Below are 20,779 nucleotides of genomic sequence, written 5' to 3'. Positions count from 1 at the left end.
CCATGCGTCGTGCGTACGTACGGACCATGACCGGTCCGTGTACCAGTGTCCTGTGTGAACCCCTTGGCCCCCGTGCTAGACGAGAACGACATACCTACTGGTTCCCGGATGAACCACCCAGGCACTCTCGACAGATGAATGTGAGAGGGGTCACCCTGTCATTCATCCACGCGGGGAGGCATGGATGGGCAGGAGCCGCAGAACCATTCCGGAGGAGCTTCTGCTGCTCGCTCTGGACCCGACCACGGGTACCACAGCGCAGCCGCAGTCGCTCGACCTCGGCCTGGCCGGAGCACAGCTAGTGGAGCTGGCGCTGGCAGGCCGGATAGCCCCTGACGGGGATCGTATCGCCGTGGTGATGCCACGGCCGACCGGAGATCCGACCTTGGACTCCGCACTGGAACTGCTGCGCAGGCGCGGCAGTCCGGTTCGGGCCGTCCACTGGATCGGCGGGCCCCGACTGGGGCTCCGCCAGACGTATCTCTCGCATCTGGAGCGATGCGGCATGGTGCATGCCGTGGAGGGCCAGATGTGCGGGGTGTTGCCGACGACTCGCTACCAGGCGACGGACACGGCGATCAGTCGGGAGATCCGTTCCCGGCTGGACAGTGCGATCCGCACCGGCGTACCGCCGGACCCGCGGACCGCGGCGCTTGCCGCGCTGGCCCACGCGGTCGGTCTCGGGAAGCACCTCTACCCCGGCAACGAAGGACGGTCGTCGCGGTCCCGGCTGCGCGATCTGATCCGGCACGACCCGATGGGCGGACTCGTGGCGCACGCCGTGATGGACGTCCAGAACGGCGCGGCTGCACAGCCGCGCCGGAGCGCCGCGGGTGTCCCGGCGCAGCCTCGCGGCAACATGGCCCGCGCGGCGGCGCACTAGGCATCCCACGCGTAGAACCGAAGAAGAACAGCGCACAACAGCGCACAAGAGAACCATCCCGGGAGCCGCACAAGTGTGCGGGGCGGTCTGGACGGCCGCCCCGCACACGCGCGTCCCGGGCGTCTCCGGCGTTCCGCCGTGCATACGTTGTGGTCATTTTCCAGCGCACGCCTGGCCTTTGGTGGCAGTCTGCCAAGCGGTAGATACCCACAGCTACGCAGCAGACAGCCGGAGGTGCAGTTTCCGTGGCGTCCAACGTCAACCCCACCGTCAGGCGACGCCGATTGGGCCAGGAGCTGCGCAAGCTCCGGGAAGCGAAGAACATGACGGCCGAGCAGGTCGCCGAGCGTCTTCTCGTCTCCCAGTCCAAGATCAGCCGGCTGGAGAACGGCCGCCGTTCCATCAGCCAGCGCGATGTGCGCGACCTGTGCGGCGTGTACGAGGTCGAGGACGAGCGCATGGTCGACTCGCTCATGCAGATGGCCAAGGACTCGCGCCAGCAGGGCTGGTGGCACGCCTTCGGCGACATCCCGTACAGCGTCTACATCGGTCTGGAGACGGACGCGGAGAGCCTGCGGATGTACGAGTCGCAGATCATCCCCGGACTGCTCCAGACCCCCGCGTACGCGGAGGCCGTGATCTCCGGTGCGATGCCGGAGTCGACACCGACCGACATCGACAAGCGGGTCACCGTCCGCACCCGCCGCCAGGAGCGGATCCGGGACGAGGAGCGTCCGCTGCGCCTGTGGGCGGTCATCGACGAGGGTGCGCTGCACCGGATCGTCGGCAGCAGGCAGCTGATGGTGGAGCAGCTGGAGCACCTCATCGAGCAGTCGCACCTGCCGCACGTCACCGTGCAGGTGATCCCGTTCGAGATGGGCGCGCATCCGGGGATCAGCGGGCAGTACTCGATCCTGGAGTTCCCGGACACGTCCGACTCCAGCGTCGTCTACATCGAGGGCGTGACGAGCGATCTGTACCTGGAGAAGGCGCAGGACGTCGGCAAGTACAGCGTCATGTACGAGCACCTCAGGGCGCAGGCGCTGAACGTCGAGCAGACCCGCGACTTCATCTCGGAGATGGTGAAGAAGCACTCCAAGGGCTGAGCACCGTACACCCCGTACTCGCTCCCACGGAAGCTCAGTTGGAATATGCCACTCGGACGTGTGAACGCCGGTCCCGCCGGACGGGGCCGGCGAGTAGCGTCGATCACGCCGGCAAGAACGTTGGCGCGATACACACCCACTGGCAGAACCGGAGCTGAGCAGCATGGCGATTATTCAGGGTGGCACCGACACCTGGACGAAGTCCTCGTACTCCGGAGGGAACGGGGCCTGCGTCGAAGTGAAGTCCCCCCTCGTGGCCGCGATCGCGGTGCGCGACTCCAAGGCCCCCGAGGGTCCCTCCCTCTCTTTCGGACCGGGATCGTGGAACGCCTTCGTCGGCGAGGTGAGCAACGGGGCCCTCTGAGCCCCGCCGCTCGAGCCGTCATCACGAGCAGTACCAGCAGCACGAAAGAGCCCTCTCGACCGGTCCGCCGTCCTGGCCGAGGGGGCTCGGCCTTTTCCGGTACGTCCGGCCCGCTACCGCAGCTCGTCCACGTACCGGTCCGTCCCCGGCACCGTCGGGATGAAGGGCGCCATCAGCTCCACCCGGCCCGCCCCCAGCGACTCCAGGTCCCCGAAGTGCTCCGTCCAGCACTCCCTCGGGTCCCGTTCCAGGAACCACAGCAGGGTCAGCCGGGTGTCGACGCCCTCGACCTGCTTCACGTACGTCATGCGGTCGCCCGGCAGCGGGGTCGGGCGGAAGATCGTGACCATCGCCGCCGGTGAGCCGGTGAGGCGCCGGGGCAGTTCCCTGCTCCGCAGTCGTTCGAGGAGGGCCGCCCGCTCCTCGGGGCCCTCCGTGTCGACGACCTGGAGGATCAGCCCGGCGTAGGGGTGGTCGAGGGCGTGGAAGTCGCGCGGGCCGGCCGCCCCGTCGCGGTAGACGGTCGCCTCGTGGTCCTGGAACGCGGTGAAGACATGGGTCCGTTCCTGGTGGACGCGGGCGTCGCGGTTGAGGCGTTTGTTGATGCCGACGGTCCACTTCATGTGGTCGTCGTAGCGGCCCTCGGTGATCCAGTACGTGGAGAGGTAGCAGCCCGCAGTGACGGGCTGGGCGACCGCCGACTTCTCGGGCCGGCGCAACTGCTGGAGCTCCCGGGTGGCGACCCAGCGGCGGCCCGCGTACATCCAGGGCATGGCCATGGCGCCGGCGTAGTAGTGGTCGTCCTCGTACCAGCGGTTGTACGCGTACTCGTGGCCCGGATGCGGCTCGACCATGGTGATCAGCGCGTGGCCGGGCCGCACCCCGTACGGGCCGACCGCGGCCAGCTCCGCGTACGTCTCGCTCCGCGTCTCCTCGCTCATCCTCGTTCCCCTTCCGTTGTCTTCCCTTGTCGACGGCTCCGCCCTACTCTGACGGACCGTCAGATTCATGAACAGGCCCAGGGAGGACCCGGATGCTGCTCCAGGGGAAGACGGTCGTCGTGTCGGGTGTCGGTGCCGGGCTCGGTCACCGCATCGCCGAGACGGTCGTACGGGACGGGGGCAACGCGGTCCTCGGTGCCCGTACCGAGGCCAACCTCGCCAAGTCCGCCGCCGAGATCGACCCGGCGGGCCGCCGTACCGCGTACCGCGCCACCGACATCACCGACGAGGGGCAGTGCGAGGCCCTCGCCGCTCTCGCGACCGAGCGCTTCGGCGGGATCGACGCGGTGGTGCACGTCGCCGCCCGGGACTCCTGCTTCGGCGGCCTGGAGGACGCCGACTTCGCCACCTGGCAGGGCGTCCTGGACGTCAATCTGCTCGGGACCCTGCGGATGACCCGGGCCTGCCTGCCGGCGCTCAAGGCGCGCGGGGGGTCGGTCGTCCTCATCGGTACGCAGTCGGCCGTGGCCGCGCCCACACAGGTGCGCCAGGCGGCGTACGCGGCCTCGAAGGGGGCACTGACCTCGGCGATGTACTCGCTCGCGCACGAGCTCGGGCCGTATCGCATCCGGGTCAACACCGTCCTGCCGGGATGGATGTGGGGGCCGCCGGTGCAGGCCTTCGTCCAGTTCACCGCGCACACCGAGAAGGTGCCGGAGGCGGAGGTGCTCGCCCGGCTCACCGAGCGGATGGCACTTCCGGAGCTCGCGACGGACGGGGACGTGGCGGAGGCGGCAGCCTTCCTCGCCTCGGACCGGGCGCGGGCGATCACGGGTCAGTCGCTGCTCGTGAACGCCGGGGAGCTGATGCGCTGAAACCCATCGGAACCTTCTGATTCCACCCCGGACAAGTTCATAGACATGAACAAGGGTCAGTAAACAGAACGATTTTACTGTCCCTTGACCCTCCATTGCATTGTCCCTGCCTTGTAACTCGCCACACCATGAACGGCGTTCACAAGGCGGACCGGACCCCTTGGAGGGGGCTCAATGAACAGTCTCGACTGGGCCGTGCTCATCGGCTACTTCGGCGTGATGGTCGCGATCGGCGTCTGGTCCCACAAGCGCGTGGACAACGTCTCCGACTTCTTCACCGCCGGCGGCAAGATGCCCTGGTGGCTCTCCGGCATCTCGCACCACATGTCCGGCTACAGCGCGGTGATGTTCACCGGATACGCCGGCATCGCCTACACCTACGGCGTCACGTCGTACGTCACCTGGTCCTTCCCGATCGCGATCGGGATCGCGATCGGCGCCCATCTCTTCGCGCCCCGCCTCAACCGGCTCCGCTCCCGGCTCCACGTGGCCTCCCCGCTGGAGTACCTGAAGAACCGGTACAACCTCCCCACCCAGCAGGCGCTCGCCTGGTCCGGCGTCCTCCTGAAGATCGTCGACGTCGGCGCCAAGTGGGCCGCGATCGCCACCCTGCTCTCCGTCTTCACCGGGATCTCCCTCAACCAGGGCATCCTCATCACCGGCGTGATCACCGGCATCTACTGCACGGTCGGCGGCCTCTGGGCCGACGCGCTCACCGAACTCGGCCAGTTCATCATCCAGTTCTTCGCCGGCATCGCGATGCTCGTCGCCGTCCTCGCCAAGCTCGGCGGGATCAGCGCGCTGTGGGACGTCTGGGACCGGCCGGAGCTCCAGGGCCACACCGCGCCGACGGCCGGCCCGTACACGCTGACCTTCCTGCTCGCGTACCTCTTCATCAAGACCTTCGAGTACAGCGGCGGCATGTGGAACCAGGCCCAGCGCTACATGGCCACCCCCAACGCCCGCGAGGCCACCCGCTCCGGGCGCCTCTCCGCCGTCCTCTGGTTCGTCTGGCCGCTCGTCCTCTTCTTCCCCATGTGGGTCGCGCCACTGCTCGTCGACCCGAAGAAGCCCGACGCCTCCGACTCGTACGCCCTGATGACCGAACAACTCCTGCCGCACGGCCTCCTCGGTCTGGTCATCGTCGGCTTCTTCTCGCACACCATGGCCATGTGCTCCTCCGACGCCAACGCCATCGCGGCCGTCTTCACCCGGGACATCGCACCCGTCCTCAGCAAGACCGCGCGGAGCTGGACACAGCGGGCCGGTCTGGTGGCCGCGCGCTGGTCGACGATCGCCTTCCTCGCGCTGTCGATGGCCGTCGCCACCCAGGTCAACTCGCCCACCTTCAAGGACATCATCACCGTCGTCATCAAGTGGGTCGCCGGTCTGATGGGCCCGATCGCCATCCCGTTCATGCTGGGTCTCCTGAAGGCCTTCCGGAAGTCCGGCCCGACGGCGGCGCTCGTCTCCTGGGCCGCCGGACTCTTCGTCTTCTGGCTCACCAACTACGGCCTCGACGGCATCGAGCTCCAGATCCAGATCGTCTCGCCGCTCGCCACGTCGCTCGTCCTGTACGTGCTCATCGGCTTCATCAGGCCCGAGGACACCCCGGAACGGGACGCGCTCCTGGACAAGATCGGCACGGACCCGGACGACGAGGGCGGCGCCGCGATCCCCGCTCAGGGCGGCGAGCGCACCGGCCAGCCCCTCGCGTGACGCGACGGTCAGCCCCTCGCGTCACGCGACGGTCAGCCCCTCGGATAGCGCGCGAGCCAGCCCGGCGAGGACTCCGTCGGGCTGTGCAGGGCGGCCCCCTGGGTCATCTCCATCGAGAAGTCGTCCGCGAGCTCCAGGACCGTCGCACGGCCCTCCAGTTCGGCCAGCCAGGCCGGCGGGAGGGCCGTCTCGCCGTGCAGGGCGCCGAGCAGCGCGCCCGTGAGCGCCCCGGTCACCGCCGAAGGACCGTCGTGGTTCACCGCGAGCCGCAGCCCGTGCCGTACGTCCTCGCCGACCAGGGCGCAGTAGACCGCCGCCGCCAGCTGCCCCTCGGCCCGGTCCTCCCCCGCGCCGAGGGCGGCCACCCGCTCCGGGTCGGGAATCCCCTCCCGTACGGCTCCGAGGGCGCGGCCCAGCGCCTCGGTGACCGGCTCGTGGCCGGGGCGCGCCGCCAGCTGCCCGAGCGCCCGGTCGACGGCCGCCTCCACGGAGCCGCCGCGCGCGAGGCCGTGGACGACGACCGCGAAGGCGCCGGCGGCGAGGCCGGCGGCCGGGGCGCCGTGGGTCTGGGCGGCGCACTCCACGGCGAGCTGGCAGACGAGCTGCGGCTCCCAGCCGACGAGCAGCCCGAAGGGGGCGGAGCGGACGAGCGCGCCGGAGTCGGCGGCCTCCGGGTTCTTGGGCTTGTCGAGGGTGCCGAGGATCTCGTCGCCGAGGCCGGTGAGGCAGGCGCGGGACGGGTTGCGGCGGGCGTAGAGCCATTCCTCGCGGGCGAGCCAGCCGTTGTCCTTGCGGCGCTCGTCGGGGCCCCAGTCGCGCTGGGTGGCGGCCCAGCGCAGATGCGCCCGGTGGACGTCGGTGGGCGGGTGCCAGGCGCCGGTGTCGCGGCGGACCTGGGCGCGGATCAGACCGTCGACGGTGAAGAGCCCCATCTGGGTGGCGGCGGTGACGGCGCCACGACGGCCGAACGCGGGCGCGGGCTCGCCGAGTCCGTCAGGTCCGTGGGCGTCCCTGATCTCGGCGAGGGTGAGCCCCTCGACGCCCGCGCCCAGGGCGTCGCCGAGGGCTCCGCCGAGCAGACAGCCCCGTACGCGGGCGCGGAAGTCCTGCTGCTCGGCGCGGCCCCACACGGCCGCGGCTGTCGTGGCCACGACGTGCCCTCCCCCCGTAGACCGGTCTGCGCAGCACTGTAATGGACCGGGTACGTCCGTTCGGGGGCCGGAACGTTATGTGATCCGACGTCCTTCAGGCCACTTTTGACCGCGTTCCACGCCTGCTACTCCTGGGGAAGGACCGGCAGCAGTTCCGGGAGGTGTCCGTCCGACGCCCTCGCCGTGCGCTGCCGTTCCTCCGGTACTTCGCCGTAGAGGGTTGTCCGGGGCTTCGCCGGGCGGCCCGCCGCTTCCGCGATGGCTTCGAGGTCGCGGATGGAGCGGTAGGAGCCGTAGCTGGAGCCGGCCATGCGGGAGATGGTTTCTTCCATGAGGGTGCCGCCGAGGTCGTTGGCGCCGGAGCGGAGCATCTCCGCCGCGCCCTCGGTGCCGAGCTTCACCCAGCTGGTCTGGATGTTGGGGATGTGGGGGTGGAGGAGGAGGCGGGCCATGGCGATGACCGCGCGGTTGTCGCGGGTGGTGGGGCCGGGGCGGGCGATGCCCGCGAGGTAGACGGGGGCGTTGGTGTGGATGAAGGGGAGGGTGACGAACTCGGTGAAACCGCCCGTCTCCTGCTGGATGCGGGCGAGGGTACGGAAGTGGCCGAGCCAGTGGCGGGGCTGGTCGACGTGGCCGTACATCATCGTGGAGGAGGAGCGGATGCCGAGTTCGTGGGCCGTGGTGATGACCTCGATCCACGTCGCCGTCGGCAGCTTGCCCTTCGTCAGTACCCAGCGGACTTCGTCGTCGAGGATCTCGGCGGCGGTGCCGGGGATCGAGTCGAGTCCGGCTTCCTTGGCGGCCGTGAGCCACTCGCGGATCGAAAGGCCGGTGCGGGTGGCGCCGTTGACGACCTCCATCGGTGAGAAGGCGTGGACGTGCATGCCGGGGACGCGTTTCTTCACCGCGCGGGCGATGTCGAAGTAGGCGGTGCCGGGCAGGTCGGGGTGGATGCCGCCTTGCATGCAGACCTCGACGGCGCCGACGTCCCAGGCCTGTTCGGCGCGGTCGGCGACCTGGTCGAGGGAGAGGGTGTAGGCGTCGGCGTCGGTACGGCGCTGGGCGAAGGCGCAGAAACGGCAGCCGGTGTAGCAGACGTTGGTGAAGTTGATGTTCCTGGTGACGATGTACGTCACATCGTCGCCGGAGACGGACTTGCGGACGTCGTCGGCGATGCGGGTCAGGGCGTCGAGGGCGGGGCCGTCGGCGTGCAGCAGGGCGAGGGCCTGGGCGTCGGAGAGCTTCGTGGGGTCGTCGGCTGCGACGGCGAGGGCCTCGCGGACGTCGGTGTCGACCCGCTCGGGGACCATGCCGGGGGCGGCGGCTTCGCGCAGGGCGTCCCAGTCGCCGTACACCTCGTCGAAGTCGTCGCGGCGGTCGTGGGTGCGGCCGGTGGTGTCGATGGTGGCGTGCAGGTCGGTGCGGCCGGTGGCGGTGAACGCCTCGTCGGGCTCCTGCCAGGGCAGGCCGCGGACCGGCGCGTCGGGGTTCGCCAGGCCGGTGGCGGGGTCGGCGAGGGCGCGGACGTGCGGGAGGAGGCGGGGGTCGAGCCAGGGCTCGCCCCGGCGCACGAACTCCGGGTAGACGCAGAGCCGTTCGCGCAGCTCGAAACCGGCCGCCCGGGACTTCTCCGCGAGTTCCTCGATCCTGGGCCAGGGCCGCTCGGGGTTCACGTGGTCGATGGTGAGCGGGGACACGCCGCCCCAGTCGTCGATGCCGGCGGCGATCAGGCGCTCGTACTCGGAGTCGACGAGATTGGGCGGGGCCTGGAGGCAGGCGGAGGGGCCCATGATGTGGCGGGCGACGGCGACGGTGGCGACGAGGTCGTCGAGCTCGGCGTCCGGCATGCCGCGCATGGCCGTGTCCGGCTTGGCGCGGAAGTTCTGGATGATCAGCTCCTGAATGGAGTGGTACGCGCGCGAGACCCGCCGCAGCGCGAACAGTGACTCCGCCCGCTCCTCCAGCGTCTCCCCGATGCCCAGAAGCAGCCCCGAGGTGAAGGGCACGGAGGACCGCCCCGCGTCCTCAAGGACCCTGAGCCGCACCGCCGGCTCCTTGTCGGGGGACCCGTAGTGCGGGCCGCCGGGCTCCGACCACAGCCGGGTCGCGGTCGTCTCCAGCATCATCCCCATAGAGGGGGCGACGGGCTTGAGCCGCTGGAAGTCGGTCCACGACATGACACCGGGGTTCAGGTGCGGCAGCAGCCCGGTCTCTTCGAGGATCCGGATGGCCATGGCCCGTACGTAGGCGATGGTGTCGTCGTAGCCGTGCGCGTCGAGCCATTCGCGGGCCTCGGGCCAGCGGTCCTCGGGCTTGTCCCCGAGGGTGATCAGGGCTTCCTTGCAGCCCAGTTCCGCGCCACGGCGGGCGATGTCGAGGACCTCGTCCGGCGACATGAACATCCCGTGGCCGTCGCGGCGCAGCTTGCCCGGGACGGTGACGAAGGTGCAGTAGTGGCACTTGTCCCGGCAGAGCCGGGTGAGCGGTATGAACACGCTCTTCGAGTACGTGATGACCCCCGGACGCCCGGCCGCCGCCAGGCCCGCGTCCCGCACCCGCCCCGCGGACGCGACCAGATCCGCCAGATCCTCCCCCCGCGCCCGCAACAGCACGGCCGCCTCACCGACATCGAGCGCGACGCCGTCCCTGGCGCGCTTGAGGGCACGGCGCATGGCGTTCGCGGTGGGGCGGGCTGCCTGGTGATCAGTCATGGAAACGAGCATACGAGCGGCCCTGGAAGGTCAGGAGACCCTTCAGACCTTGAGCACGGCGATGTCCGGTCCACAGAGCCGTTCGAGGTCCTCCGGGTCGGAGGTCAGCAGGACGACCGGCGGATGGGCGGCGCGCGCGGTCGCGGCCACGATGGCGTCCAGCGCGTAATTGTGGCCGCCGCCGCTGTCGATGCCGGCCAGAAGGCCGACGGCCGCCGCCGCGATCTCCTTGGTGACCGGCTCGACGGCCGGCCGGGAGAGAGCCCAGGAGATCCGCGCTCGGTGCGCACCGCTCGGGTCGGCCTCGACGATCGTCACCGCACTGACGACGACCCGCATGTCGTCGAGACGCGCAGCCTCCAAGCGCGCCGTCATGGTGCGGTCACCTCGCAGGTACCGGGAGAGCCCTTCGGAGTCGAGTACGAGGGTGCCGCTCACGCGGCCTCCTCCGCTTCCCCGCCCTCCTGGGACGCGCGACGCCGCGCCTCGCGCAGTTCCGCGCGGGCCTCCTCGATGTCCTCGGAGGTCAGCGGGCCGTGGATCTCCTCGTTCGCCATGACCAGTTCGGCGAGGTTGTCCCGCTCGATCTGGCGCTGCACGGCATGCTCCACATAGGCGGAGAAGCCGCGGGACCCGACGCGGGCGTTCACCGCCTCCGTGGTGCCGAGGTGGAAGGAGACGGACTTGGTGTGCGTGGGCCCCTCGCCGGCCGCGTACGTCGATTCACCCATGGCGCGACTCTAACAGAACTTCCATTAGAACGTTTGCGTTCTACAGGTACTGCGCGAAGTCGTCCAGTACCCGCAGAACCTCCGCCTCGTCCCCCGGGGGAAGCTGGAGGACCACCTCCTCGCAGCCCAGTTCCGCGTAGTGCGCGAGCTTGCCCGGGGTCGGGAGGACCGCGTACGGGACGATCTCCAGGGTCTTCGGGTCGCGGCCCGCCTGCTCCCACGCCTCCTTCAGGACCGGGAGGGACTCCGTCAGACCCCGGCCGCCGATCGGCATCCAGCCGTCCGTCTGCGCCGCGATCTGCGCGAAGAGCTTCGGGCCCGCCGCGCCGCCCAGGAGGATGCGGGGCGCGCCGCCCGCCGGCTTCGGCCAGGCCTGGGACGGGCGGACCGAGTGGCCGAACTCGCCTTCGTACGCGGTGGGTTCGGGGGCCCAGAGGGCTCGCATCAGGTTCAGCCGGTCGCGGCCGAGCTCCCGGCGGGTCGGCCAGTCGACGCCGTGGTCGGCGGCCTCCTCCTTGTTCCAGCCGAAGCCGAGGCCGAGGGTGAAGCGGCCACCGGAGAGGTGGTCGAGGGTCGCGATCTGCTTCGCGAGGGCGATCGGGTCGTGCTGGGTGATCAGCGTGATGCCGGTGCCGAGCGCCAGGCGCTCGGTGACCGCCGCGGCCTGGCCGAGGGCCACGAACGGGTCGAGGGTGCGGCCGTACTCGCGGGGCAGTTCGCCGCCCGCCGGGTAGCTCGTGTCCCGTGCGACGGGGATGTGGGTGTGCTCGGGGAGGTAGAGCCCGCCGAAGCCGCGCTGTTCGAGCTCGCGCGCGAGCCGCACGGGGCTGATGGTCTCGTCGGTCAGGAAGATCGTGGTCGAGATCCGCATAGCGGCACGGTAGGGCGTACGGCCCGGATTTCCGAGGGGTGCGACACGAGTGCGTTCCGCGTTGGCCGGGCGTTCACGGGTACGCACCAGGGTGCCTCCATGAGCGAACCGAGCAGACGTGTACTCCTCGCGACAGGCATCACGACAGGCATCGCTTCCGCCCTGACGCTGAGCGGTGTGAGCTTCGCCCACGCCGAGGACGGCGAACGGACGGAGACCGTGACCGGCACCCTGCCGCCCGGCTCCCCCGACTACGTGTACCTCCCCGTCGAGCTGCCCCGCGGGGTCCGCGAGCTCCACGTGGCGTACTCCTACGAGCGGCCCGCCGTCCCCGCCGGCACCCAGGGCAACGCCCTCGACATCGGCCTCTTCGACCAGCGCGGCACCGCACTCGGCGGGAACGGTTTCCGCGGCTGGTCGGGCGGCGCGCGCAAGGAGTTCTTCGTCCGTACGGACGAGGCGACGCCCGGCTACGTCGCCGGGCCGCTGAAGGCCGGGACCTGGTACGTCGTCCTCGCCCCCTACACCGTGGCCCCGCAGGGGCTCCCGTACAGCGTCACGATCACCCTCCGGTTCGGCGCCGCGCCGCCGGCTCCCCGCCCCGTGTACCCGCCGGAGCGGGCCGCGGGCCGCGGCCGCGCCTGGTACCGCGGCGACTGCCACCTCCACACCGTGTACTCGGACGGGCGCCGCACCCCCGCCGAGGTCGCCGCGCTGGCCCGCGCCGCCGGCCTGGACTTCCTCACCGCGACCGAGCACAACACCCATGGCGGGCACGGCGCGTGGGCCGGGCTCGCCGGGGACGACCTGCTGATCCTGCTCGGCGAGGAGGTCACCACCCGCAACGGGCACGTCCTCGCGATCGGCACCGACCCGGGCACCTTCGTCGACTGGCGCTACCGGGCCCGGGAGAACCGTTTCGGGCACTTCGCGCGCGAGATCCGCCGGTCCGGCGGCCTCGTCGTCCCCGCCCACCCGCACGCCACCTGCATCGGCTGCATGTGGAAGTTCGGCTTCGGCGAGGCGGACGCCGTCGAGGTGTGGAACGGCCCCTTCACCCCGGACGACGAGGTGTCCCTGGCCGGCTGGGACGCGGCGCTCGCCGAGGGCCGCTGGACCCCGGCGATGGGCAACAGCGACGCCCACCGCGACCCGGAGCGGGTCGGCACCCCGCAGACCGTGGTCCTCGCCGACGACCTGAGCCGGAAGGCGATCCTCGCGGGGCTGCGCGCGGGCCGCTCGTACGTCGCCGAGTCCTCCGCGGTGTCCCTGGACTTCTCGGTGACGGACGGCCGGGGCCGTACGGCGGGCATCGGCGAGCGGCTGCGGGTGCCCGACGACGAGCCGGTGACGGTACGGCTGAAGGTGACCGGCGCCCCGGAGGGCGGCACGATCCGTTTCGTCACGGACCAGGGTGTGCTGCACACGAAGCCGGCCGCCGAGGGCTTCGCCGAGTGGTCGACGACCGCCGCGTACGCCACGTACGTACGCGCCGAGGTCCGTCACCCGGCTGCTCTGCCCCCGCTGCCGGGCGCCCTGGTGGCCTTCACGAACCCAGTGTTCCTGGAGGCCCGCTGACGGACCGGGGACTTCGCGGCCGTCACGCGTCGAGCGCGGCCACCGCTCGCTGTTCGGCCGCGAGGTCTCCGTAGCCGCCGTGCTCCCAGACCCGTTCGCGGAACTGCTGGAGGGTGAGGGGGGCGCGGTCCTCGCCGGGGACGTCCTCGAAGTGGACCGTGCCGCAGCGGTGGCAGTACCAGCCGCACGACCAGAGTTCCTCGGCGCGGTGGCGGCCGCGCGTCAGCCGGGTGAAGCGGGCCTTGCGCCGGTACATCAGCGTGAACACCAGGACGGCCGCAAGCAGCGCGAACGCCGAGATCCAGCCCAGGAAGTCGAGGTCCGGCGGCGGCCCGGCGGCGCCGAAGGGCGGGTCCGGTGCGACCAGCTGGTAGCCGTTCCGTTCCACGGGTTCCGCCGGTGCCGACTCGTCCTCGAACCACTTTCCGCCGAGGACCCCGCCCAGGAAGGTGCCGACGGCGACGGCCGCGGCGAGAACCCCGAGGCAGCCGACGGCGTACGACGGCGGTTCCGGGATCGGCGCGAGCGCCTTGGAGAGCCCGGTGGTGGCCGTCCGCGTCACGGTCCGCAGGTCGCCGTCCGAGTCCCGCTCCCGGGTCATGACGGAGTCCCGTCCGCCGAGGTACACGGCCGGTACCGCCTGCACCCGGTCGTCGCGCCCGCATCTCGGGCAGGTGTGCGTCCTGCTCATCGCGTCTCCCCCGTTTCGATCGTGCTCAGAGTGACGGGATCATGCCACGCACGGTTCCGGGGCAGAGAGCGAAATCCACAGGCGGTCTCGCGCTCCGCCGCCTACCGTGACCCCGTGCTGAAGCGAATCGAGACGTACTACGACGCCGTTCCCCGTTCCGCCGCCCGCGCCGAGGAGTTCGGGCCGCTGACCCTGTTCGTACGGGAGGGGGCGGGCTGGCCGTACTACGCGCGGCCCGCGCTCGGGTACGACGGGGAGGTGACGGTCGCCGACGTGGACCGGGTCCGGGCCCGGCAGCGGGAGCTGGGGGTGCCCGAGGCGTTCGAGTGGGTGGCGGAGACGACGCCGGGGCTGCGGGCGGCCGTGGAGGCGAGCGGGCTCGCCGTGCACGAGCATCCGCTGATGGTCCTGGAGGGCGAGGGTCTCCCGGTGGCGCGGCCCGAGGACGTCACCGTACGGATGGTCGGCGCCCGCGATCCGTTCCTGGCGAGCGCGGTCGCCGCGCCGTACGCGGCCTTCGGCGCCGAGCCCGCCCCGGACGCGGTCACCGGCGTCGCCGACCGGATCACGGCGGGTCTCACCCATCTCTCGGCCGCCCTGGACGCCACCGGGACCGTGCTCTCGGCCGGGCAGCACCAGCCCGTCGGGGCCGTCTCCGAGGTCGTCGGCGTCGGCACCGTCCCGGCGGCCCGGCGCAGGGGCCTCGGGCTCGCGGTGACGGCGGCCCTGGTGGCCGACGCCCGGTCACGCGGCGTGGAGCTGGTGTTCCTGTCGGCGTCGGACGCGGACGTGGCCCGGCTCTACGGGCGGCTCGGTTTCCGTACGGTCGCCACCGCGCTCATCGCGGAGGCGTAGGGACGCCGTCCGCGGCGGCGGCCCGTGGCTCGCGCACGAGCAGCACGTCCACCGGGTCCTCGTACTCGCAGGTGAAGCCCTCGCGCTCGTAGAGGCGGCGGGCGGCGCTGCCCTGGAGCACCTGGAGCCGGACCGGGAGCTCCGCCTCGTCCGCCTGTGCGAGGAGCTCCCGCAGCACCGCCGTCCCGAGGCCCCTCCCCTGGACCTCGGGGTCCAGGTACAGGTGCTCCAGGTAGAACCCCGCCTCCTCCTCGCGCGGCCGCAGCGTGACGCAGCCCGCGAACGCGCCGTCCACCTCGACGACCGAGGTGTACGCGGTCGAGAAGCCGTCCCGCAGCCGCTGCCGCACCCGGTGCTCGTCGTAGCGCCCGAGCCGCTCCAGGTCGTCCCGCATGACGACCGCCCGCAGCTCGGCCATCGCCTCGATGTCCTCCGCCCGCCCGGGGCGCAGCGACCAGTTCGTCTCCCCATACATGGACGCATCCTAGGGAGCCCCGGGAGGTCCCTCGTAACCGGATCCACACCGTCCGCGTTGGTGCGGGCATGAAGAAGATGCTCACCGCAGTCGCCCTCACCTGTTTCGCCGCGACCGGCGGCCTCGCCGCCGCCGGAACCGCCGCCGCCGACGCCGGCGGGGTGAACCTGCCGTCCGTCGTGCCGCTCAGCGGCGTCCTGACCCCGAAGGCCAAGCCGGCCGGTACGCCCGACCTGCCGCCCGCGAACGCGGCGGTGGAGAAGCTGCTCCCCGGACACCACTGAGCCGTAGGCGGGCAGAGAAGGACGAAGGTGGCGGGCCCCCCACGGGCCCGCCACCTTCGCGTTTCTGTGACTCAGGGGTGTACGGCCGTCAGTCGGCCACCACCAGCGAGGGCGTCTCCTTCGTCAGCACCTCGCCCCGGAAGAAGGCGGGGCTCCGGCGCTGCATGACCAGCATGATCACCACGCCGATGAGCAGCAGCCCGACGCCGATCACGAAGACCGAGCCGACACCGAGGACCGCGGAGCCGGAGCCGTAGGCCGGGTCCCACATGTCGTACAGCGTCTTGCCGAAGACGGCCGTCAGCATCAGTCCGCCGAGCAGTGGCATCAGGCCCTTGTAGGCGAAGTCCCGGCCGGAGCGGAAGAGCTCGCCGCGGAAGTACCAGACGCAGGCGAAGGCCGTGAGCGCGTAGTAGAAGCAGATCATCAGGCCGAGCGCGTAGATGGTGTCGACCAGGACGTTCTCGCTGAGCAGGGTCATCACGGTGTAGAAGACGCCGGTGGCGACACCGGCGACGATCGTCGCCTTGCCGGGGGTCTTGAAGACCGGGTGGACCTTGGTGAAGGACTTCGGCAGGGCCTCGTACGTGGACATCGCGAGCACCGTGCGGGCGACCGGGATGAACGTGGTCTGGAGGCTGGCGGCCGCCGAGGCGAGGACCGCGACGAAGAGCAGGATGCCGAGCGTGGGGCCCATGACCGGGCCGGCGAGGGCGGCGAAGACGTTGTCGGAGGTCTCCGGGTTGGCGAGGCCGAGGCCCTCCTCGCCGGAGCCGACGACCATCTGGGCGGCGATGCCGGTGGCCAGGTAGGAGGCGACCAGGACGACCATCGCGATGAGCGCGGCGCGGCCGGGGGTCTTGGCGCTGCCGGTGGTCTCCTCGTTGGTCGCCATGCAGGCGTCCCAGCCCCAGTACATGAAGATCGAGAGCGAGAGGCCGGCGGTGAAGGCGGCGAAGGACTGGACCGCGAAGGGGTTCATCCAGGACCAGGAGAAGGAGACCGAGGTCTCGAATTCGCCGGCCTTCGACAGCGCCATCGCCACGAAGACGACGAGGACGACGAGCTGGAGGCCGACGAGGGCGTACTGGACGCCCTTGGTGGCGGTCATGCCGCGGTAGCTGATGGCCGTGGCGACGGCGATGAGCGTGAGACAGGTGAGGATGTGGACGGCCTTGTTGTCGTCCAGGGCGGCGATGGATTCGCTGCCGCTGATCTCGCCCGCGAGGAGCCAGAAGTAGGAGGTCGCGACGCCCGCCAGGTTGGAGAGGACGATGATCGTCGCGATGACGAGGCCCCAGCCGCACATCCAGCCGATCTTGGGGCCGAAGGCCTTCACGGTCCACGTGAAGGAGGTGCCGCAGTCCGGCATGACCTTGTTGAGTTCCCGGTACGCGAAGGCGACGAGGAGCATCGGGAGGAATCCCGCGAGGAAGATCGCGGGCATCTGCAGGCCGACCTCGCCGGCCGTGGAGCCGAGCGTCGAGGTCAGGCAGTAGACGGGGGCGACGGTCGAGATGCCGATGACGGCACTGCCCATCAGCCCGACGGAGTTCCCGCCGAGGCCCTTCTTGCGCACGCCGTTCGCGTCGCCGGGGGCGTTGACGCCCCTTACCGTGTCTCCGGCCTGGGGCCGTGCATCCACCTGAGTCATGAACAGGACGTTAAATGCTGCGGTTTCCACATCCGGAAGATCGAACTCCGTAGATCCGACCGATCATCGCCTTACTTTGCGGGGGTCGAAGCGGACGCCCACCAATGATTGAAAGATCGACGACCAGAACGGGCCGACCAACTGGTAGGTCGGTCGGGCCACGTCCGATATGCGGGAACCGCAGCAGTGCCCTAAATGTCCGGTTTCAAATTTTCCGAAGGAAATTTTCGGCCACGCGCTCACCCCGGCCAGACAACGGCCTGCAGCTCGCTGTACGCGTGCAGCGCGTACGAGCCGACGTCCCGTCCGACCCCGCTCCGCTTGAATCCGCCGAACGGCGCCTCCATGTTCCGTCCGATCGTGTTCACGCCCACCCCGCCGGCCCGCAGCCGGGCCGCGATCCGGAAGGCGCGGGCCACGTCGCCCGACCACACGTAGTCGAGAAGGCCGTAGTCGCTGTCGTTGGCGAGCGCGATCCCCTCCTCCTCGTCGTCGAAGGGGACCACCACGACGACCGGCCCGAAGATCTCCTCCCGCACCACCCGCATCTCGTTGGTGCAGTCGGCGAGCAGCGTCGGCGCCACGTAGAAGCCCTTCGGGAGGTCCGGCCGCTCGCCGCCGACGACGACCCGCGCCCCTTCCTTCCGGCCGAGCTCCACGTACGACTCCACCCGGTCGCGGTGGGCCGCCGAGATCACCGGGCCGACGATCGTGCCCTGCTCCGCCGGGTCCCCCACCTTCATGAAGGCCAGATAGCCGGTGAGCTTCTCGATCAGCCGCTCGTAGATCCCGCGCTGGGCGAGCACCCGGGTCGGGGCCGTACAGATCTGTCCGCTGTAGAACGAGAACGTCGTCCCGATCCCCATCACCGCCGAGTCCAGGTCCGCGTCGTCGAAGACGAGCGCGGCGCCCTTGCCGCCCAGCTCCATCAGCTGCCGCTTGAGCGCGCGGCCGCAGACCTCGCCGATCGCCTGCCCGACCGCCGTGGAACCGGTGAACGACACCATGTCGACGTCCGGGGAGTCCACGGCCGCCCGTCCGGCCTCCACCGAGGAGCCGGTGACCACGTTGACGACGCCCGGCGGGACGCCGGCCTCCGCCAGGGCGCGGGTCATCGCGTACACGGAGAGCGGGTCCTGCGGGGCGGGCTTCACCAGGACCGTGTTGCCCATCGCGAGCGCGGGGGCGACCTTGCCGGCCGGGTTGGCCCAGGGGTTGTTGTACGAGGTGATGCAGGTGACGACCCCGACCGGGCGACGCACCGCCACCGCGCCGAACACCCCGGCCTTCCCCATCGGGCCGGCTTCGTTGATCTGCGGGGGCAGCGCCTGCTCGACCGGTTCCATGGCTCCCCGCGCGTACCGCCGGAAGCGGGCGGAGCCGACGGCGACCTGCATGCCGCGCGCGGTGCCGGTGGTGGCACCGGTCTCGGCGCGGGCGAGGAGGGTGTTCGCCTCGGCGTCCCTGGCCATCAGGTCGGCGGCCCGGTCGAGGATCGCCGCCCGCTCCTCGGGTCTCGTCCGGGACCAGGAGACGAAGGCCTCGCGGGCCGCGGCGGCCGCCTCGTACACCTGGGCGCGGGAGGCCTCCGGGGCGAGGCCGACGACTTCCTCGGTGGCCGGGTCGATCACCTCGTAGTGACCGCCGTCGGGCTCGACCCACTCGCCGCCGATGAAGAGCTGCTGGTTCACCTGGTCGCCACCGTCCTCGTGTCACGGCCGGAGCGCAGCACCTTCCCCGGGACCGCGCCGGTCACCTCGTCGTCCCGTACCGTCTCCACGCCGTTGACCCGGACCGACACGATCCCGACCGCCCGCGAGTCCAGCCGCGGGCTGTCTCCCGGCAGGTCGTGCACGAGGGTCGCCGGGCCCGCGTCGATCCGCTCCGGGTCGAAGAGGACCAGGTCGGCGTGGAAGCCCTCGGCGATCCGGCCCCGCTCGCGGAGCCCGAAGAGCCGGGCCGGGTCGTCGGACAGCATCCGAACCGCCCGCTCAAGCGGCACGAGCTTCCGCCCGCGCAGGCAGTCGCCGAGGAACCGGGTCGTGTACGGCGCTCCGCACATCCGGTCCAGGTGGGCGCCCGCGTCGGAGCCGCCGAGCAGCACGTCCTCGTGGTCCCAGGTCTCGCGGCGCAGCGCCCAGGAGGCCGGGTCGTTGTCGCTGGGCATCGGCCACAGGATCGTCCGGAGCTCGTCGTTGGCGCAGATCTCGACGAGGCACTGGAAGGGGTCCTGGCCGCGCTCGGCGGCGATGTCGCCGACGACGCGCCCGGTGAGCCCCTCGTTCTCGCGGCTGTACGTGTCCCCGATGACGTACCGCCCGAAGTGGGCGAGGCGCCGGAAGACCCCGGCCTCCCTGGAGTCGGCGCGCCGCAGCATCTCGGCCCGTACGTCCGGGTCGCGGAGCTTCGCGATCCGCTCGGGAACGGGGAGGGCGAGGATCTCGCCCCAGCCGGGGATGAGGTTGAGCGCGCAGAACGTGCCGAGCGACATGTTCATCGGGGTCAGGATCGGCATGGTGAGGGCGACGATCCGGCCGCCGGACTTCCGGGCCCGCTCGGAGGCGGTGAGCTGGCGCGGGACGCGTTCGGGGACGGCGGCGTCGATGGTGAGGACGTTCCAGTTGAGGGGACGTCCCGCGGCCGCGGTCATCTCGACGAACAGCTCGATCTCGTCGTCGGAGAACTGGTCGAGGCAGCCCGCGAGGATCGCCTCCAGCTGGGTGCCCTCGTGCTCGCCGACCGCCGCGGAGAGGGCGATCAGCTCCTCGGGGCTCGCGTGCCGGGAGGCGACGGGGGCGCCGTCGCCGTCGGAGTGGGTGGACGACTGGGTGGTGGAGAGCCCCCAGGCACCGGCCTCCATGGCCTCCTTGAGAAGGGCGACCATCTGCGCGAGCTGCTCGGGGGTGGGCTGCCCGCCGACGGCGTCGGCGCCCATCACGTACCGGCGCAGGGCGCAGTGGCCCACCATGAAACCGGCGTTGACGGCGATCCGGCCGTCGAGGGCGTCGAGGTACTCGGCGAACGACGACCAGGACCAGTCGACGCCCTCCTCCAGGGCCTTGAGGGCCATCCCCTCGACCTTGGACATCATGCGGCGGGTGTAGTCGGCGTCCTCGGGCCGGTCCGGGTGGAGCGGGGCGAGGGTGAAGCCGCAGTTGCCGCCGGCGACGGTGGTGACGCCGTGGTTCATGGAGGGGGTGGCGTACGGGTCCCAGAACAGCTGGGCGTCGTAGTGGGTGTGCGGGTCGACGAAGCCGGGCGTGAGGACGAGACCGGTGGCGTCCTCGGTCGTACGGGCCTCCTCGCGTACGGTGCCGGGCTCGGCGACCACGGCGATCCGCCCGTCGCGGATGCCGACGTCGGCGACGTGGGCGGGGGCGCCGGTGCCGTCCACGACGGTGGCGCCCTTGATCAGGTGATCGAGCATGACGTTCCCTCTCTGGACGTGGACACGGGTGCGCCCCGGACCGGGGGCCGCCGCGGGGGGCCTCCGGCCGGGGCGGATACGGGGCGACGGTCCGGGAAGACGCCACCCCGCGCTTCGGGTACGGCGCCCGCTCACCCACCCCGTTGTGGGCATCTGTTCCGCTGGGGCGGAACGGGTGGGCACAACGGGACGGCGCCCCTTGCCGGGCCTAGGCTTCCGCGCCCTGACCCGCACCTAGTTGCACGGCGCACTTCTGGTGCGGGCCCAGGCACAAGGGGCGGAGGCGCCGCCAGAGGGCGCCGTCCCGTGTGCCCACCCGTCCCGCCCCGCGGGACGATTGCCCACACGGCGGGGGCGGCGGGCGCGGGCACGGCCCACACGGCGGGGGCGGCGGCACCGCCCGTGCGGGTGGGCACCGCCCGTGCGGGATGGTTGCCCGCACGGCGGTGGGTGGCGGCGCGGG

The 20,779-nt window shown here is 71.3% G+C and carries 19 protein-coding genes; 8 read left to right on the top strand and 11 right to left on the bottom strand.

The window, feature by feature from the left end:
- Positions 1-184 precede the first annotated feature (184 nt).
- From N5875_RS22390 to N5875_RS22380, 3 genes are all read left to right on the top strand, one after another.
- Positions 185-883: a GPP34 family phosphoprotein gene (locus N5875_RS22390; protein ID WP_318210787.1), complete on the top strand. Its 699-nt coding sequence runs from the start codon at positions 185-187 to the stop codon at positions 881-883.
- A gap of 245 nt (positions 884-1,128) precedes the next feature.
- Positions 1,129-1,989 carry a helix-turn-helix transcriptional regulator gene (locus N5875_RS22385; RefSeq protein WP_318210786.1) on the top strand — a complete coding sequence of 287 codons (861 nt, stop codon included), beginning with the start codon at positions 1,129-1,131 and terminating at the stop codon, positions 1,987-1,989.
- A gap of 163 nt (positions 1,990-2,152) precedes the next feature.
- Positions 2,153-2,353: a DUF397 domain-containing protein gene (locus tag N5875_RS22380; protein ID WP_266892984.1), complete on the top strand. Its 201-nt coding sequence runs from the start codon at positions 2,153-2,155 to the stop codon at positions 2,351-2,353.
- 113 nt (positions 2,354-2,466) lie between these two features.
- Here the strand turns inward: N5875_RS22380 and N5875_RS22375 are convergent, their stop codons facing one another.
- On the bottom strand, positions 2,467-3,294 hold the full coding sequence (locus tag N5875_RS22375; protein ID WP_338495556.1) for a hypothetical protein: 828 nt from the start codon (positions 3,292-3,294) through the stop codon (positions 2,467-2,469).
- A gap of 92 nt (positions 3,295-3,386) precedes the next feature.
- On the opposite strand from N5875_RS22375, the gene N5875_RS22370 reads away from it, so the two are divergent.
- Both N5875_RS22370 and N5875_RS22365 read left to right on the top strand, forming a co-directional pair.
- On the top strand, positions 3,387-4,169 hold the full coding sequence (locus N5875_RS22370) for an SDR family oxidoreductase (RefSeq protein WP_318210784.1): 783 nt from the start codon (positions 3,387-3,389) through the stop codon (positions 4,167-4,169).
- A 174-nt stretch (positions 4,170-4,343) separates the two neighbouring features.
- Positions 4,344-5,888, top strand: a complete 1,545-nt coding sequence (locus tag N5875_RS22365) for a sodium:solute symporter family protein (protein ID WP_338495555.1) — start codon at positions 4,344-4,346, stop codon at positions 5,886-5,888.
- Positions 5,889-5,920: 32 nt separating this feature from the next.
- Here the strand turns inward: N5875_RS22365 and N5875_RS22360 are convergent, their stop codons facing one another.
- The 5 genes from N5875_RS22360 to N5875_RS22340 all read right to left on the bottom strand — a co-directional run bounded on the left by N5875_RS22360 (position 5,921) and on the right by N5875_RS22340 (position 11,352).
- The gene (locus tag N5875_RS22360) at positions 5,921-7,039 is read right to left on the bottom strand and encodes an ADP-ribosylglycohydrolase family protein (protein ID WP_338495554.1); all 1,119 of its coding nucleotides are present in this window, start codon (positions 7,037-7,039) and stop codon (positions 5,921-5,923) included.
- Positions 7,040-7,164: 125 nt separating this feature from the next.
- Positions 7,165-9,750: a bifunctional FO biosynthesis protein CofGH gene (locus N5875_RS22355; protein ID WP_338495553.1), complete on the bottom strand. Its 2,586-nt coding sequence runs from the start codon at positions 9,748-9,750 to the stop codon at positions 7,165-7,167.
- Positions 9,751-9,792: 42 nt separating this feature from the next.
- The gene (locus N5875_RS22350; protein ID WP_338495551.1) at positions 9,793-10,188 is read right to left on the bottom strand and encodes a DNA-binding protein; all 396 of its coding nucleotides are present in this window, start codon (positions 10,186-10,188) and stop codon (positions 9,793-9,795) included.
- On the bottom strand, positions 10,185-10,481 hold the full coding sequence (locus N5875_RS22345; RefSeq protein ID WP_318210779.1) for a hypothetical protein: 297 nt from the start codon (positions 10,479-10,481) through the stop codon (positions 10,185-10,187). Before N5875_RS22345 ends, N5875_RS22350 begins: the two co-directional genes overlap by 4 nt.
- 40 nt (positions 10,482-10,521) lie before the next feature.
- Entirely contained in the window at positions 10,522-11,352 is an 831-nt protein-coding gene (locus N5875_RS22340; RefSeq protein WP_318210778.1) for an LLM class F420-dependent oxidoreductase, read from the bottom strand.
- Between the two features lie 99 nt (positions 11,353-11,451).
- Here N5875_RS22340 and N5875_RS22335 point away from each other — a divergent pair, with 99 nt between their 5' ends.
- On the top strand, positions 11,452-12,930 hold the full coding sequence (locus N5875_RS22335; RefSeq protein ID WP_338495549.1) for a CehA/McbA family metallohydrolase: 1,479 nt from the start codon (positions 11,452-11,454) through the stop codon (positions 12,928-12,930).
- 22 nt (positions 12,931-12,952) lie between these two features.
- Here N5875_RS22335 and N5875_RS22330 read toward each other — a convergent pair whose 3' ends face one another.
- Positions 12,953-13,621 (bottom strand): hypothetical protein, encoded by a 669-nt coding sequence (locus N5875_RS22330; RefSeq protein WP_318210776.1) that lies wholly within the window; start codon positions 13,619-13,621, stop codon positions 12,953-12,955.
- 114 nt (positions 13,622-13,735) lie between these two features.
- Between N5875_RS22330 and N5875_RS22325 the strand changes: the two genes are divergently transcribed.
- Positions 13,736-14,476: a GNAT family N-acetyltransferase gene (locus N5875_RS22325; RefSeq protein ID WP_318210775.1), complete on the top strand. Its 741-nt coding sequence runs from the start codon at positions 13,736-13,738 to the stop codon at positions 14,474-14,476.
- Here the strand turns inward: N5875_RS22325 and N5875_RS22320 are convergent.
- Positions 14,460-14,951 (bottom strand): GNAT family N-acetyltransferase, encoded by a 492-nt coding sequence (locus N5875_RS22320; protein WP_318210774.1) that lies wholly within the window; start codon positions 14,949-14,951, stop codon positions 14,460-14,462. The two genes, N5875_RS22325 and N5875_RS22320, sit on opposite strands and share 17 nt — an antisense overlap.
- Before the next feature lie 68 nt (positions 14,952-15,019).
- On the opposite strand from N5875_RS22320, the gene N5875_RS22315 reads away from it, so the two are divergent.
- The gene (locus N5875_RS22315) at positions 15,020-15,235 is read left to right on the top strand and encodes a hypothetical protein (RefSeq protein ID WP_318210773.1); all 216 of its coding nucleotides are present in this window, start codon (positions 15,020-15,022) and stop codon (positions 15,233-15,235) included.
- Positions 15,236-15,323: 88 nt separating this feature from the next.
- Here the strand turns inward: N5875_RS22315 and N5875_RS22310 are convergent, their stop codons facing one another.
- The 3 genes from N5875_RS22310 to N5875_RS22300 form a co-directional block, all read right to left on the bottom strand.
- Entirely contained in the window at positions 15,324-16,889 is a 1,566-nt protein-coding gene (locus N5875_RS22310) for an APC family permease (RefSeq protein WP_318210772.1), read from the bottom strand.
- 239 nt (positions 16,890-17,128) lie between these two features.
- Complete coding sequence (locus tag N5875_RS22305) at positions 17,129-18,580, bottom strand: aldehyde dehydrogenase family protein (protein ID WP_318210771.1); 1,452 nt, start codon at positions 18,578-18,580, stop codon at positions 17,129-17,131.
- Complete coding sequence (locus tag N5875_RS22300; RefSeq protein WP_338495548.1) at positions 18,577-20,316, bottom strand: D-aminoacylase; 1,740 nt, start codon at positions 20,314-20,316, stop codon at positions 18,577-18,579. The genes N5875_RS22305 and N5875_RS22300 overlap by 4 nt, the downstream gene beginning before the upstream one ends.
- Between the last annotated feature and the right edge of the window lie 463 nt (positions 20,317-20,779).

Origin of the sequence: Streptomyces sp. SJL17-4 (assembly GCF_036826855.1) — a bacterium.
Classification (GTDB): Bacteria; Actinomycetota; Actinomycetes; order Streptomycetales; family Streptomycetaceae; genus Streptomyces.
This window is presented reverse-complemented; position numbering and strand designations above follow the sequence as displayed.

Bases quoted from the DNA above. Each gene is read 5' to 3' on its own strand.
- N5875_RS22390 (WP_318210787.1), top strand. From the start codon at position 185: ATGGGCAGGAGCCGCAGAACCATTCCGGAGGAGCTTCTGCTGCTCGCT.
- N5875_RS22380 (WP_266892984.1), top strand. From the start codon at position 2,153: ATGGCGATTATTCAGGGTGGCACCGACACCTGGACGAAGTCCTCGTAC.
- N5875_RS22375 (WP_338495556.1), bottom strand. From the start codon at position 3,294: ATGAGCGAGGAGACGCGGAGCGAGACGTACGCGGAGCTGGCCGCGGTC.
- N5875_RS22370 (WP_318210784.1), top strand. From the start codon at position 3,387: ATGCTGCTCCAGGGGAAGACGGTCGTCGTGTCGGGTGTCGGTGCCGGG.
- N5875_RS22365 (WP_338495555.1), top strand. From the start codon at position 4,344: ATGAACAGTCTCGACTGGGCCGTGCTCATCGGCTACTTCGGCGTGATG.
- N5875_RS22355 (WP_338495553.1), bottom strand. From the start codon at position 9,750: ATGACTGATCACCAGGCAGCCCGCCCCACCGCGAACGCCATGCGCCGT.
- N5875_RS22345 (WP_318210779.1), bottom strand. From the start codon at position 10,481: ATGGGTGAATCGACGTACGCGGCCGGCGAGGGGCCCACGCACACCAAG.
- N5875_RS22340 (WP_318210778.1), bottom strand. From the start codon at position 11,352: ATGCGGATCTCGACCACGATCTTCCTGACCGACGAGACCATCAGCCCC.
- N5875_RS22335 (WP_338495549.1), top strand. From the start codon at position 11,452: ATGAGCGAACCGAGCAGACGTGTACTCCTCGCGACAGGCATCACGACA.
- N5875_RS22330 (WP_318210776.1), bottom strand. From the start codon at position 13,621: ATGAGCAGGACGCACACCTGCCCGAGATGCGGGCGCGACGACCGGGTG.
- N5875_RS22320 (WP_318210774.1), bottom strand. From the start codon at position 14,951: ATGTATGGGGAGACGAACTGGTCGCTGCGCCCCGGGCGGGCGGAGGAC.
- N5875_RS22315 (WP_318210773.1), top strand. From the start codon at position 15,020: ATGAAGAAGATGCTCACCGCAGTCGCCCTCACCTGTTTCGCCGCGACC.
- N5875_RS22310 (WP_318210772.1), bottom strand. From the start codon at position 16,889: ATGACTCAGGTGGATGCACGGCCCCAGGCCGGAGACACGGTAAGGGGC.
- N5875_RS22300 (WP_338495548.1), bottom strand. From the start codon at position 20,316: ATGCTCGATCACCTGATCAAGGGCGCCACCGTCGTGGACGGCACCGGC.